We start from the raw sequence: 13655 nt of genomic DNA on the forward strand, positions 1-13655 counted from the left end.
CCCTCTCCGTATCTCCCCAGGTTGATGCGGTTGATTCCGTCCCAAGGGCCGCCCCGCGGATTGCCTTCTCCAGACCCCCGCCACGCACGTTCTGGGTATCAACCCAATCTTCGCGGGCCCTCTGGAGGGAGCCGGGCAGGAAGGTGATCCAGTGCGGGGGATGTGATCGATGAGCCAGGCGGAGCAGCCGGCCCAGGGCCGGGAGGTCGATCCGACTGAGCGGCTGGAGCTGCTGCTGCGTGATCTGCGCAGCGCCCGGTCCGGTCTGACCTCGCGGGAGGCGGCGCGGCGGCTGGTCCAGTACGGCCCGAACGAGCTCCACCGCCGTGGTGGTCATCGGTGGCCTGGGGAGCTGGTGCGGCAGTTCACCCACCCGCTGGCGCTGCTGCTCTGGGCGGCCGCGGCTCTGGCGTGGGTGGCGGGGATCATCCCGGTGGCGGTGGCGATCGTGGTGGTGATCGTCATCAACGCGGCGTTCGCGTTCGTCCAGGAGTTGCAGGCCGAGCGGGCGGTCGAGGCGCTGGCCGCGTACCTGCCGGTGCAGGCGAAAGTGCTGCGCGACGGGCGTCCGGCGGTGGTGCCCGCCGCCGAGCTGGTGCCCGGCGACGTCCTGGTGATCGACGAGGGGGACCGGATCTCGGCGGACGCCCGGTTGGTCGAGGGCGGTGTCGAGATCGACCTGTCGATGCTGACCGGCGAGGCCATGCCGGTCTTCCGGTCCGCGGAGCTGCTCGATACCGGGGTGAGCCTGCTGCGGGCTCGCGACCTGGTGTTCTCCGGGACGATGTGCACCGAGGGCCGGGCGCGGGCCGTGGTGTTCGCCACCGGGATGCGGACCGAGCTGGGACGGATCGCGGCGCTGTCGGAACGCGTCCAGCGCGAGGAGAGCCCGCTGGAGCGGCAGGTCCGCAAGGTGGCGTGGCTGATCGCGGCGATCGCGGTGGTCACCGGGGCGGCCTTCGTCCCGCTGGCGACCTTCGGCGCGCACCTGCCGGTGCCGGAGGCCGCGGTGTTCGCCGTGGGGCTGCTGGTGGGCAACGTGCCGGAGGGTCTGCTGCCGGTGATCACCCTGGCGCTGGCCCTGGGCGTGCGCGACCTGGCGCGGCGGGGAGCGGTGGTCAAGCGGCTGAGCGCGGTGGAGACGCTGGGGGCGACGGGGGTGATCTGCACCGACAAGACCGGCACGCTCACGGAGAACCGCATGCGCGTCACCGTGATCTGGACCGCCGCCGGGACCTACGAACCGGAGGACGGCCCGGCGGCCGGGGACGCCCGAGACCCGGCGCTCGGAGGGCTGCTCTCCGTCATGGTGGCGTGCAACAACGCCCAGCGCGACCTCGCCGGGACCCTGACGGGCGACCCGACCGAGATGGCGATGCTCGCGGCCGCCGACCGGCTCGGCGCACCCGGCCGGTCCGGCGGGCGGCTGCGCCTGTTCCACTTCGACCCGGTGCTGAAGCGGATGTCGACCGTCGACGAACGTGACGGCGGCACGTGGGTGGACACCAAGGGAGCTCCCGAGACGGTCCTGCCGCTCTGCACCGCGATCATGGAGGGCGGCGAGGTCCGGCCTTTCACCGCGGCCCGGCGCCACGACGTCGAACAGGTCGTGGACGCCCACGCCCGCCGGGGCCTGCGCGTGCTCGCCCTGGCCGCACGCCGCCTCGATCCGGCAGGGCCCGCGCCCCAGGAGCGTGTGGACGCCGAACGCGAACTGACCCTGCTGGGCCTGGTGGCGATGCACGACCCGCCGCGCGCCGAAGTCGCCGAGGCCGTCGCGTACTGCCATGCCGCCGGCATCCGCATCATCGTGGTCACCGGTGACCACGCGCTGACCGCGGCGGCGATCGCCCAGCAGGTGGGCATCGCCGGCGAGCACCCGGTGGTCGTCACCGGTGAGCGGCTCGACGCCATGAGCGAGCACGACCTCGACGCGCTGCTGCGCGAGCACCGTCAGCTGATCTTCGCGCGCAGCTCGCCCGAGGCCAAGCTGCGGATCGCCGACGCGCTGCGCGCCGAGGGGCACGTGGTGGCGATGACCGGTGACGGGGTCAACGACGCGCCGGCGCTGCGCCGCGCCGACATCGGCGTCGCCATGGGGCGCTCGGGCACCGACGTGGCCAAGGAAGCCTCCACGATGGTGCTCACCGACGACAACTTCGCCACCATCGTGGCCGCCATCAGGTCAGGCCGGCAGGTCTACGACAACATCCGCAAGTTCATCTGTTACATCTTCGCCCACACCACCCCCGAGATCGTCCCGTTTCTGGTGTTCGCTCTGGCGGGCGGGGCCGTCCCGCTCCCGCTCACGGTGCTGCAGCTGCTCGCCTTCGACGTCGGCACCGAGACCCTGCCCGCGCTGGCGCTCGGCCGCGAACCCGCCGAGCCCGGCCTCATGCGGCGCCCGCCGCGCGAGCGCTCGGAGAGCGTGATCCGCACCTCGATGCTGCTGCGCGCCTGGCTGTTCCTCGGCGTGATCTGCGCCGTCCTGTCCATGTCCGGGTTCTTCTACGTACTCCTGAAAGCCGGTTGGCACCCGGGCGATCCGACCGGTCCCGGGAGCCCGCTGCACCACGCCTACCGGCAGGCGACCACCATGACCTTCCTCGGCATGATCACGTGCCAGATCGGCACCGCGTTCGCGGCCCGCACCGAACGCGCCTCCCTGCGCTCGGTCGGCGTCACCTCCAACCCCTTGCTGCTGTGGGGCATCGCCTTCGAGCTGGCCCTGGCCGCCGTGCTCATCTACACCCCGCCGTTCCAGGCGCTGCTGGGCACCGCCGCCCTGACAGTGGACATGCTCGCCTTCGTCGCCCCGTTCCCGTTGATCGTCTGGGGCGCCGACGAGATCCGCCGGTGGCTGCTGCGCCGCCGGGAGGCCCAGCCGCTGTGATCGGCCTCGCGGCGGTTCCGTGAATGTGCCCTTGCCCAATGATGACCAGCGCCTTCGTAGGACAGTCACCGGCACGGGTTCATGATGGGAATGTGGGTTCAACCAGCAGATTCGACGCTTTTCGCGCGCTGGCCGAGCGTCGCGGGCGTCCGCGGATGCTGGATTCCCTGTCGGAGGCGGCGAGAGCCGGACAAGGATCCGCCGAGGAGCGGGCGCCCGAAGTGGCCCGGCGACTCGGCCTGCCGGCCGCGGCGGGGCTCGGACCGGCCACCTTCTACGCCGATCTGGCCGCTCCCCGCGGTCGCCGTCACGTCCGGGTCTGCACCGCCGCCGCCTGCTTCGCGGCCGGGTCGGGCCGCCACGTCCAGGAGGTGGAGGAGGCGCTCGGCGTCGCGGCGGACCACGTGGACGCACAGGCGCGGGTCTCGCTGCAGAGCGTCCGGTGCCTCGGCTACTGCTACGCGGGCCCGGCCTGCCTCGACGGCGACACGCCGTGCACCGGCCCGGAGCCGGCCGCCCAGCTCTCCGGCCGCGCGCGGGCCCACGCTCCCCCGATACCCTCCGCCGACGCCACCGGCGCCCCCGTGGTGCTGGCCGGCGTCGTCGGGAGAGAGGATCCCTGGGAGGTGTGGCCCCGCGTGGTGCGGACGCTCGCCCCGGACCGGGTCCTCGCCGAGGTGGCGGCCTCCGGGCTGCGCGGGCGCGGAGGAGCCGGTTTCCCGGTGGCCGCCAAGTGGGCCGCAGCCCAAGGCTCGCCCGACACCGTGGTGGTGGCCAACGGCGACGAGGGCGACCCGGGCTCGTACGCCGACCGGCTGCTGATGGAGGCCGATCCGGGACGGGTGCTGGAAGGGCTGGCGCTGGCTTGTCACGCGGCCGGAGGCCGCCGCGGCGTGGTGCTGGTCCGGTCGGAGTATCCGCGGGCGCTGGCCCGCATGCGGGCCGCGGTGGAGCGGGCACGCGCCGACGGGCATCTGGGACGGCGGATCCACGGCACCGACGTCGATCTCGACATCGAGGTGGCCGAGGGCGCGGGCTCCTATGTCGCGGGCGAGGAGACCGCCCTCGTCGCTGGGCTCGAAGGCGGGCGTGGCTGCGCCCGGCCGCGCCCGCCGTACCCGACCAGGAAGGGCCTGTGGGACGCCCCGACCGTGGTGAACAACGTGGAGACGCTGGCCGCGGTCCCGTGGATCGTCCAGCGGGGCGGAGACGCCTACGCCGCGCGCGGCACGTCCTCGGAGACCGGCACGAAGCTGGTCTGCCTGTCCGAGCGGTTCGCCCGGCCCGGCTGCTACGAGGTCGAACTCGGCACGTCCGTGCTCGCGATCGTCGAGGAGCTGGGCGGCGGCCTGCGCGAGGGCTCGGAGCTGGCCGTGGTGCAGGTCGGCGGGCCTCTCGGCGGCTTCCTCGCCGCCGGCGAACTCGACGTGCCGCTGTCGGAGGCGGCCCTGGCCGGTCGCGGCGCGGCGCTCGGACACGCCGGGCTCGTCGCCTTCGACCAGCACGTCGAGCCCGAGGACGTGCTGCGGCACGTGTGGGAGTTCGCCGCCGCGGAGAGCTGCGGGGCGTGCTCGCCGTGCCGGGTGGGGTCCCGCCGGGGTCTGGAGATCGCCCGGACCGCCGCGCGGGCGGGCGACGAGTACGCGCGGCTGCTGCGCGTCATGGGCGAGGCCAGCCTGTGTGCTTTCGGACGTCGCGTGCCGGCGGCGGTGCGCAGCCTCGCCCGCGCCTACGGCGACCGGCTGGCGGGGTGGGACCGGTGAGGGTTCTGGTCGACGGGGTGACCGCGCACGTGGCGGACGGCGCCTCGATGCTCGACGCCGTGCGCGCGGCCGGCGGCGAGCTGCCCACGTTGTGCGACGACGACCGGCTGACCTCGGTGGGCTCCTGCCGCACCTGCCTGGTCAGGTCCGGCGGCTCGGTGGTGGCCGCCTGCGTCACTCCGGCCGCCGACGGCGCCCGGATCGAGGTCGCCGCCGAGGATCTGCGGACGTCGCGCCGCGAGGCGGTCGAGCTGATCGTCTCGGCGCTGCCGCCGTACGCTCTCGACGGCGGCAGCGAGCTGGCCACACTCTGTCACTCACTGGGGATAGCCCCGGACCTGGCCCGGGGAGCCGGCGGCCGGGGACGTGACGACAGCCACCCGTACGTCCACCTCGACCGCGACCTGTGCATCGCCTGCGGCCGGTGCGTGCGCATGTGCGCCGAGGTGCAGGGCACCTTCGCCCTCACCCTGACCGGACGGGGTTCCGGCACGGTGGTGGCGCCCGGCACGGGAGGGCCGTGGGCGGAGTCCGACTGCGTCTCCTGCGGCGGCTGCGTCGACACCTGTCCCACCGGGGCGCTCACCGAGCCCGGCCTGCCCGGCGGTGGCCGAGCGCCGGAGGCGGCCCGTACCCGCACCACGTGCGGCTACTGCGGGGTGGGCTGCTCGCTGGACGTGCTCACGCGCGACGGCGAGGTGATCGCGGTGTCGCCCGCCCACGACGGCCCGGTCAACCGCGGGCACGCGTGCGTCAAAGGACGGTTCGCCCACGGCTTCCTCCGCTCGCCCGAGCGTCTCACCGGGCCGCTGCTGCGCCACGCCGGCCGGCTGCGGCCGGCGAGCTGGCGCGAGGCGCTCGATCACGTCGCCCGGGGGCTACGGACCGCGGTCGCCGCGGGCGGCCCCGGCGCGGTGGCGGCGATCTCCTCGGCCAGGGCGACCAACGAGGAGAACTACCTGCTCCAGAAGTTCATGCGGGTCGTGATCGGCACCAGCAACGTCGACAACTGCTCAAGGCTGTGCCACTCCCCCTCCGCCGCCGGGCTGACCGCGACGTTCGGCCTGTCCGGCGGTACCGAGGGCTTCGACGACGTGGAGACCGCAGACTGCCTGCTGCTGGTGGGCGCCAACCCGGCCGAGGCGCATCCCGTGGTCGGCGCGCGGCTGCTCCAGCGGACCCTGCGCGGGGCACGGCTCGTCGTGGCGGACCCCCGGGCGGTCGGCCTGGCCCGCTACGCCGACGTGCACCTGCGGCCCCGGCCCGGCACCAACGTCGCGCTCTTCCACGGACTGGCCCACGTCTTGCTCGCCGAGGGCCTGGTCGACGAGGAGTTCCTGCGCCATCGGACGAGCGGCCTGCCCGAGCTCACCGCGCTGCTGGAGGACTACTCGCCGGAGCGGGCCGCCGCCGTCACCGGCGTCCCCGCCGGCGACATCGTCGCGGCCGCCCGCCTCTTCGGCCGGGCGGAGCGGCCGGCGATCGTCTACGGGCTGGGCGTCACCGAGCACCTGCACGGCACCGACGGCGTGCGCACCCTGTCCAACCTCGCGATCCTGCGCGGAGCGGTCGGGACCGGCCGCGGCTTCGGGGTGAACCCGCTGCGCGGCCAGAACAACGTCCAGGGCGCTTCCGACATGGGCGCGCTGCCGGACCTCCTGCCCGGCTACGGGAAGGTGACCGACCCCGCCGCGCGGGCCAGGGCCGAGGAGGTGTGGGGCGCCCCGGTTCCCCCGCTCCCGGGGCTGCGCATCCCGCAGATGTTCGCCGCCGCCCGGTCAGGAGAGCTCCGCGCGCTGTGGGTCATCGGGGAGGACGTCTGCGCCACCGATCCCGACAGCACGCTCGTCGCCGAGGCGCTCGACGCCTGCCCGCTCGTCGTCTGCAGCGAGCTGTTCCTGTCCGAGACCGCCCGCAGGGCCGACGTCGTGTTCCCGGTCGCGTCCTGGCTGGAGAAGGAAGGCACCTTCGTCAACTTCGACCGCCGCTTCCAGCGGGTGCGCGCCGCCCTCCGCCCGCCGGACGGGGTGCTCACCGATTTCGAGGTCATCCACGCGCTCGCCGCGACGCTCGGCGCCGACCTGGGGTGCCCCACCCCGGCTGACGCTCTGGACGAGTGCGCCCGCCTGGTCCCCGCCTTCGCGGGGCTGTCGCACGGACGGCTCGACCGCGAAGGCGCGGTCTGCTGGCCGTGCCCGGACCCCGACCGGCCCGGCGAGTCCTCGCTCTACCGGGAACGGTTCGCGACCCCTGACGGCCTCGCCCACCTCAGCGCCGCGCCCTATCTGCCGCCGGGCGAGCAGCCCGACGACCGTTACCCTCTGGTCCTGGTCACCGGACGGCGCTGGGCGCACTACAACTCCGGCGGGATGACCCGTCGTACGGACAATCTGCGGCTCGACCCCGTCGACCGGGTCGACGTCCATCCGGACGACGCGGCCCGGCACGGCCTGCGCGACGGCGACCGGGTCAGGGTGGAGAGCCGCCACGGCAGCGCCTCCCTGATCGCCCGCCTCAGCGACGACGTGGCTCCGGGCCAGGTCTTCTGCGCTTTCCACTTCCCCTCCAGCGGGGTCAACGCCCTCACCTCCGACCGGGCGGACACCGTGACCTCCTGCCCTGAATACAAGGTCACCGCCGTGCGGCTGACGGCGCTGACGAAGGACACAGAACTTCTCCGGAGGCGGCGATGAGCGATGGATACGCCGGTCGGCCCGTACTGGTCGGCTACGACGACTCGCCGGGGAGCCACCAGGCGCTGGGCTGGGCGCTCGACGCGGCGCGCATCCGAGGGCTGCCGGTGCTGGTCTGCCATGCCCTGCACTGGCCCTACGCCTTCCGGCCCGTCACCCACGAGATCATGGCGCAGATCGAGCACGTCGCCCTGACCGTCGTGGAGGAGGGCGTCCGCCGTGCCCGGGAGCTGGCTCCCGACGTGAATGTCCTGCAACTGCTCGGCAAGGGCACGCCGGCGGCGGTGATCCTGGAGGCCGGGCGCGACGCGGAGCTGACCGTGCTCGGGTCCCGCGGGCAGGGCGGGTTCGACAGCTTGCAGGTGGGGTCGGCCGCCGTGCAGGTGCCCGCGCACAGCGCGCGGCCGGTCGTCATCGTACGGCCCGTCCCGCCGCCGAGCAGCCCGGAGGTCCGGATCGTGGTCGGGCTCGACGGCTCGCCCCCGAGCCTGGCGGCCTTCGACTTCGCCCTGGACGAGGCCGCCCTGCGCGGCGGCACGGTGCAGGCCCTCTGCTGCTGGACCGAGTGCGGCTCGTCGGCCTGGCAGGATCCGCTGCCCTTCGTGGATTCGCACGCGCTGCGCAGGGGAGCGGAGGCCCGCTTCCGCGAAGTCGCGTCGGAGCTGGCCCGCAGGCACCCCGAGGTGCCGGTCATGACCGCCTTCGTGGCCGAGCGACCCCAGCGCGCGCTGATCGAGACGGCCCAGGACGCGACGCTCCTCGTGCTGGGGAGCCGCGGCAACGAGTCACCCGCCTGCCTGCTGCTGGGACCGGTGACCCAGACCGCGCTGCGCGAGGCCAGGTGCCCGGTCGCGGTGGTCCCACCGGCCCCGTGACCCTGCCGTCACCTGGGGTATCTGTCAGGCACGCTGCCTGGCCGTACGGCTCGCACTGACGCCCTGACCTGCGGAGGCGTTCACCGAGGCCGGGTGACAAGGTCGCTCAGGGCCGCTGCCAGGCGGTCGACGTCGTCGGTGGAGGTGAACAGGGCGGGGGTGACCCTGACGGCGTCGCCGCCGCTCATGCCGCTGCGGGCGACCGTGAAGATCCGGTGCTTGGTCATGAGCTCGTCCGCGATCGCGACGTTGTCAGCCTCCGAGTCGCGGCCGGGCAGCCGGAACGCGGTGATGCCGCCGTACATGCCGGGCTCGTCCGGGGTGAGGACCCGCGCGCCGAGCTCGTGCGCCCGGCGGACCCAGCGGTCGCGCAGGAAACGCAGGCGGGCCTCCTTGACCTTCGCGCCCAGGGTCTCGTGGAAGTCCAGGGCGGCGTCCGCGGTCAGGAACGGGGCCACGTTCATGGTGCCCGAGTGGACCCGTGAGCGGATGTCGGACGCCGGGTAGGTCTCGTCGTCGTACAGAAGATCGATGTCGGCCAGGCGGTCCGCGCGGATGTAGAGGAACCCCGCGCCCAGCGGCACGCCCATCCACTTGTGCAGCGAGAACACCCCGAAGTCGGCGTCGAGGTCGGCGATGGTGAAGTCGAGCTGGCCCCAGGAGTGGGCGGCGTCCACGATCACGTCCACGCCGCGCTCACGCGCCATGGCCATGATCTGACGTACCGGGGTGACCAGGCCGGTGCGGTTGTTCATGTGGCTGAGCAGGAGCAGCCGCACCTTCGGGTGCTGGCGCAGGGCTCGCTCGTAGGTGTCGAGCACCGCCTGACGGGTGGCTGGCTCGGGCATGACGATGCGCTCGACGGTGACGCCGCGCCGGGCTCGCAGCCAGTTCATGGCGTACTGCCCGCTGTGGTAGTCGAGGTCGGCGTACATGACGGCGTCGCCCGGGCGCAGGCGGCGGTAGCCGGAGATCAGGTTCTGCAGGGCCTCGGTGCCGCCCCGGGTGAGCGCGATCTCGTTCCTCGTCACGCCGAGCAGGGCGGCGATCCGGTCGCGGACCTCGTCGGCCCGCGGCTTGTAGGTGGTCCGCAGCAGGTGGGAGCTGTGCTGGTTGAGATGGTCGACGTTGTGGTGGTACGCCCGCCGGACCGGCTCCGGCATGACCCCGTAGTAGCCGTTCTCCAGGTTCACGAAGTCCGGGCTCACCCGGAACTGCCGCGCGACGGTCGCCCAGAAGCGCTCGTCGCGCGCGAGCCGCTCGGGGGCGACGCCGGTCGGCACGGCCAGGGTCGCCGGCGCGTACGCGCGCTCCCGGTCGTAGGGGCATGCCACGGCGCCGACCGCCATGGCGCCGAAGCCGGCGACGATCCGTCGTCTGGACAGGGCCATGGCGCACTCCTGATATCAGCGGGAATTGACGGACGGCGGACGAGAAGGACCGCCGCGCTGTCCAGTGTGGCCGATATTCGGGTGGACAGGGCAAACCATCGGCGCCGTGTCGCGCAGATAAGACGAATGACCGGTCGCGCTCGCGCGAGAAAGCCCGCCATAACCTGTGACCGGCGGTAGCTTTACCGGAAAGTTTGCTCCTGCCGAGCGCGCCCGGCCGCCTTCCGGGCACTATTTCAGGTGATGTCAGCGACACGGACGACCCTTTCGCGCCGCCCGGCCGGATCTCGCGCCGGGCGGCTCGTGTCGCACGCGCTGCTGGCGATCGTCTGGCTGATCGTCGCGGTCTTCGCCCACGGCGGCGCCTGCGCCGCACTGGAGCTGTCGGAGCAGGCCAGCCACAGCGCCCAGCTCGGCGACGGCGGTCACGCCGCGGACCAGGGGCACGTCGCCGCAGCTCAGCACGGTGCGCACTGCTGGCATCACCAGCTGCCCGAGAGACACAGGCACAGCACGGAGCAGGATGGCTCGGCCACCCATCCGGCCGGCCCGCCGACCGGCGCGCCCATGCCGGCCGCGATCGTCGTCTCCCCTCCCGCCGCCGTGGGCGGCACGGCCCCGGCGGCCGTGGCGGGCCGCCCCACGTCCTGTCAGGAAGATCTCTGTGTGATGCGCATATAGGACGCGCGGCCTTTCACGCGCCGTCAACCGTCCGCTATCGCGTCCATTCATTTCGGGGATCTCCATCATGTCATCGCAAGCTGTTTCCGCGCGCCTGAAAGAGGCGCCGTCCGGTAGATATTCGACGCTGCCGCTCTCGGTCGGCAATACGCCGTTGACTTTCATATCCGAGCCGTTCGTGCCGGGCGGCGGAGGATTCTGGGCCAAACTCGAAGGCTTCAACCCGGGCGGCATCAAGGACCGCCCGGCGCTGCACATGGTGCGCCGGGCACGGGCGCGCGGCGACCTCCAGCCGGGCGCGACCGTCGTCGAGTCGACCAGCGGCACCCTCGGGCTCGGCCTGGCGCTGGCCGGCATCGTCTTCGGCCATCCGGTCGTGCTCGTGGCCGACCCCGGCATGGAGCCGCTCATGTGCCGGCTGCTGGCTTCCTACGGGGTACGGCTGGAGATGGTCACCGAGCCCTGCGCCGTCGGCGGTTGGCAGCAGGCCCGCCGCGAACGGGTGCGGCAGCTCCTCGCGGAGAGCCCCGGCGCCTACTGTCCCGACCAGTACAACAACCCCGACAACGTGGACGCCTACGCCGGGCTGGCCCACGAGCTGCTGAACCAGGTGCCCCAGATCGACACGCTGGTGTGCTCGGTCGGCACGGGCGGGCACAGCGCGGGCATCTCCAGCGTGCTGCGCCGCCACTTCCCCGGCCTGAGCCTCGTCGGCGTGGACACCGTGGGCTCGACCATCTTCGGCCAGCCCGCCAGGCCGCGGCTGATGCGCGGGCTCGGCTCCAGCATCTACCCGCGCAACGTCGCCTACGACGCCTTCGACGAGGTCCACTGGGTCGCCCCCGCCGAAGCGGTCTGGGCCTGCCGCACCCTGGCCGCCCTGCACTACGTCTCCGGCGGCTGGAGCACCGGCGCCGTCGCCCTCGTGGCCCGGTGGCTGGCCCGCACGCAGCCCGGCCGGACCATCGTCGCGATCTTCCCGGACGGGCCGTGGCGTTACTGGGAGAGCATCTACGACGACGACTACTGCCGGGCCCACGGCCTGCTCGGCGCCGTCCCGGCCGGCGAGCCGGACCTGCTGCTCGCTCCGGACGAGCGGGAAGTCCACCGCTGGACGCGCTGCACAGGCGTGCGCGCCCCGCTGGCAGCCGGGCGATGAGGCGCACCCTGGCCGAGTTCCGCTCCTTCGACCGGCCCATCCAGCTCCTGCAGATCAACCAGGCGGGCATCAACCTCGGCTTCTACATGCTCATGCCCTACCTCGCCCAGCATCTGTCGACCGGCGCCGGTCTGGCCGCCTGGACGATCGGGCTCGTCCTGGGCCTGCGGAACCTGAGCCAGCAGGGCCTGTTCCTGATCGGCGGCACCCTGGCCGACCGGCTGGGCTACAAACCGCTGATCATGCTGGGGTGCGCGCTCCGTACGATCGGGTTCGCCCTGTTCGGGCTGACCACGTCGCTGCCGTGGCTCCTCGTGGCGGCCGCCGTGACCGGGGTCGCCGGGGCGCTGTTCAACCCGGCGGCCCGCGCCTACCTGGCGTGCGAGGCGGGTGAGCGCAAGGTGGCCGCGTTCGCCGTGTTCAACGTGTTCTACCAGGGCGGCATCCTGCTCGGCCCGCTGGTCGGCATCGCCCTGCTGAACGCCGGTTTCGCCGCCGTGTGCCTGTCCGCCGCGGGGGTCTTCGCGGTGCTGACCGTCATGCAGGGCCTGTGCCTGCCGGCCCGGAGCGGGCCCGCCGGTGAGCATCAGCCGGTCCTGAGCGACTGGCGGCGGGCGTTCGGCGACCGGGCCTTCGTCTCCTTCGCCGCGGCGATGATCGCCTCCTACGCGCTGTCGTTCCAGATGTACCTGGCGCTGCCGCTGGAGGTGGAGCGGGTCGGCGGCGGCGAGAGCGGCGTGATGGCGTTGTACGCGCTGTCGGCGCTGCTCGGCATCGCCGGGCAGGTACGGCTGACCGCCTGGTGCTCGGCCCGGTGGAGCCGGGGACAGGCGATCAGCCGGGGCCTGGCCCTCATGGGGATCGCGTTCCTGCCCCCGGCGGCGACGGCGCACCTGGTCCTGCCCCCGGGCTGGGCGCTGCTGCCTCTGGTGGCGTGCACGCTCCTGCTCACCCTGGGGACGCTGGCCGCCTTCCCGTTCGAGATGGCCACCATCGCCGACCTGGCGGGAGACCGGCTGATCGGCACCTACTACGGCGTGTACAACCTGCTGTCCGGCATCGGGATCCTGACCGGCAACCTGCTGGCGGGCGCCCTGGTCGACGCGGGCCGCTCCAACGGCATGACAGCTCTGCCGTGGGCGCTGCTGGCCGCCGCGGGATTGGCCTCCGCGGCGGCCGTCAGGCGGCTGGACCGGAGGGAGCGGCTACCGGTCGCCGGCCGGGTCCCGGCCGGCTGACCACGACCGCCGGCGGGGAGCGCCGGGCGGCCGGCCCGGACAGAGGGAAGCATTACCTCCGTTGTCACGTCGGATCACCGGTGGCTGGGCAGCATCTGGGGTGATGCGGTCCAGCCGGCCGTATCGGGCTGGTTGGGGGGCCGGGACCGAAGATGAGCGACGAAGCGTGGGACGACCGCGAAACACCGAGCGTGCGCCGCCGCGAGATGCTCAGCCTGCCCGTCGCCCTGGCCTGTGGCTCGGCGGTGCTGACCGCGTGCGGGACGATCCGGCAAGCCGGCGGCGCCGCGACATCCACCCCTGCCCCCAGCACGGAGCAGACCCAAGAGGTGCCGGTCACGCCACCAGAAGACCTCATGCGCGAGCACGGGGTGCTCAAACGCATCCTGCTGATCTACCGGGAGGGCATCCGGCGGATCAACGCCGGCGAGCCGGTGCCCGCCCGGCCCTTGCATGCCGGGGCCGGCATCATCCGCACCTTCATCGAGGAGTACCACGAGCAACTTGAAGAACGTTACGTCTTCCCGCGCCTGGTCAAGGCCGGCAAACTGACCGACACCGTGCCCATCCTGGTCCGGCAGCACCAGCGCGGCCGCGTGCTGACCGGCCGCATCCTGGACGTCACCACCAAACCCGCCCCCCAGCGGGCCCGCCGGGACCTGACCGCCGACATGGCCGCCTTCATCCGCATGTACGAGCCCCACGAGGCACGCGAGGACACCGTGGTCTTCCCCGCCATGCGCGAGGTCATCCCGCCCAGGGAATTCACCGAGATGGCCGAGACCTTCGAAGACGAGGAGCACCGCCGTTTCGGCGCGGCCGGCTTCACCGGCATCGTCGGGCAGGTGGCCGACATCGAGAAGACGCTCGGGATCTATGACCTGAACCAGTTCACGCCTCGCGTATGACCCTGCTGAGAGCGACATGCTCCGGCACAGGCAGGACTGAGTCGGCACGCCCGT

Annotated in this window: 9 protein-coding genes; 8 read left to right on the forward strand and 1 reads right to left on the reverse strand. The window is 73.1% G+C overall.

The features are described 5' to 3' along the window. Nucleotides 1-169: 169 nt before the first annotated feature. The 4 genes from AB0K05_RS36815 (at nt 170) to AB0K05_RS36830 (ending at nt 8224) form a co-directional block, all read left to right on the forward strand. On the forward strand, nt 170-2893 hold the full coding sequence (locus tag AB0K05_RS36815; RefSeq protein WP_364235531.1) for a cation-transporting P-type ATPase: 2724 nt from the start codon (nt 170-172) through the stop codon (nt 2891-2893). Nucleotides 2894-3048: 155 nt separating this feature from the next. Then, nucleotides 3049-4656: an NAD(P)H-dependent oxidoreductase subunit E gene (locus AB0K05_RS36820; protein ID WP_364235534.1), complete on the forward strand. Its 1608-nt coding sequence runs from the start codon at nt 3049-3051 to the stop codon at nt 4654-4656. Next, nucleotides 4653-7349, forward strand: a complete 2697-nt coding sequence (gene fdhF / locus AB0K05_RS36825) for a formate dehydrogenase subunit alpha (protein ID WP_364235537.1) — start codon at nt 4653-4655, stop codon at nt 7347-7349. The genes AB0K05_RS36820 and fdhF overlap by 4 nt, the downstream gene beginning before the upstream one ends. Next, nucleotides 7346-8224, forward strand: a complete 879-nt coding sequence (locus AB0K05_RS36830) for a universal stress protein (protein WP_364235539.1) — start codon at nt 7346-7348, stop codon at nt 8222-8224. Before fdhF ends, AB0K05_RS36830 begins: the two co-directional genes overlap by 4 nt. Before the next feature lie 80 nt (nt 8225-8304). On the opposite strand, the gene AB0K05_RS36835 is transcribed toward AB0K05_RS36830, so the two are convergent. After that, the gene (locus AB0K05_RS36835) at nt 8305-9615 is read right to left on the reverse strand and encodes an aminotransferase class V-fold PLP-dependent enzyme (RefSeq protein WP_364235541.1); all 1311 of its coding nucleotides are present in this window, start codon (nt 9613-9615) and stop codon (nt 8305-8307) included. A 243-nt stretch (nt 9616-9858) separates the two neighbouring features. On the opposite strand from AB0K05_RS36835, the gene AB0K05_RS36840 reads away from it, so the two are divergent. The 4 genes from AB0K05_RS36840 to AB0K05_RS36855 all read left to right on the forward strand — a co-directional run bounded on the left by AB0K05_RS36840 (nt 9859) and on the right by AB0K05_RS36855 (nt 13601). Further along, nucleotides 9859-10296, forward strand: coding sequence for a hypothetical protein (locus AB0K05_RS36840; protein ID WP_364235543.1), 438 nt, complete (start codon nt 9859-9861; stop codon nt 10294-10296). Between the two features lie 67 nt (nt 10297-10363). Beyond that, nucleotides 10364-11455 carry a PLP-dependent cysteine synthase family protein gene (locus AB0K05_RS36845; protein WP_364235545.1) on the forward strand — a complete coding sequence of 364 codons (1092 nt, stop codon included), beginning with the start codon at nt 10364-10366 and terminating at the stop codon, nt 11453-11455. Beyond that, nucleotides 11452-12693 (forward strand): MFS transporter, encoded by a 1242-nt coding sequence (locus AB0K05_RS36850; protein ID WP_364235547.1) that lies wholly within the window; start codon nt 11452-11454, stop codon nt 12691-12693. The genes AB0K05_RS36845 and AB0K05_RS36850 overlap by 4 nt, the downstream gene beginning before the upstream one ends. 152 nt (nt 12694-12845) lie before the next feature. Then, nucleotides 12846-13601 carry a hemerythrin domain-containing protein gene (locus AB0K05_RS36855; protein WP_271275122.1) on the forward strand — a complete coding sequence of 252 codons (756 nt, stop codon included), beginning with the start codon at nt 12846-12848 and terminating at the stop codon, nt 13599-13601. The last annotated feature ends 54 nt before the right edge of the window (nt 13602-13655 follow it).

Origin of the sequence: Nonomuraea sp. NPDC049486 (assembly GCF_040676925.1) — a bacterium.
GTDB lineage: Bacteria > Actinomycetota > Actinomycetes > Streptosporangiales > Streptosporangiaceae > Nonomuraea > Nonomuraea ferruginea.

Excerpts from the sequence above, each read along its gene's own strand:
- AB0K05_RS36815 (WP_364235531.1), top strand. The coding sequence starts at position 170 with ATGAGCCAGGCGGAGCAGCCGGCCCAGGGCCGGGAGGTCGATCCGACT.
- AB0K05_RS36820 (WP_364235534.1), top strand. The coding sequence starts at position 3,049 with ATGCTGGATTCCCTGTCGGAGGCGGCGAGAGCCGGACAAGGATCCGCC.
- AB0K05_RS36830 (WP_364235539.1), top strand. The coding sequence starts at position 7,346 with ATGAGCGATGGATACGCCGGTCGGCCCGTACTGGTCGGCTACGACGAC.
- AB0K05_RS36835 (WP_364235541.1), bottom strand. The coding sequence starts at position 9,615 with ATGGCCCTGTCCAGACGACGGATCGTCGCCGGCTTCGGCGCCATGGCG.
- AB0K05_RS36840 (WP_364235543.1), top strand. The coding sequence starts at position 9,859 with ATGTCAGCGACACGGACGACCCTTTCGCGCCGCCCGGCCGGATCTCGC.
- AB0K05_RS36845 (WP_364235545.1), top strand. The coding sequence starts at position 10,364 with ATGTCATCGCAAGCTGTTTCCGCGCGCCTGAAAGAGGCGCCGTCCGGT.
- AB0K05_RS36850 (WP_364235547.1), top strand. The coding sequence starts at position 11,452 with ATGAGGCGCACCCTGGCCGAGTTCCGCTCCTTCGACCGGCCCATCCAG.
- AB0K05_RS36855 (WP_271275122.1), top strand. The coding sequence starts at position 12,846 with ATGAGCGACGAAGCGTGGGACGACCGCGAAACACCGAGCGTGCGCCGC.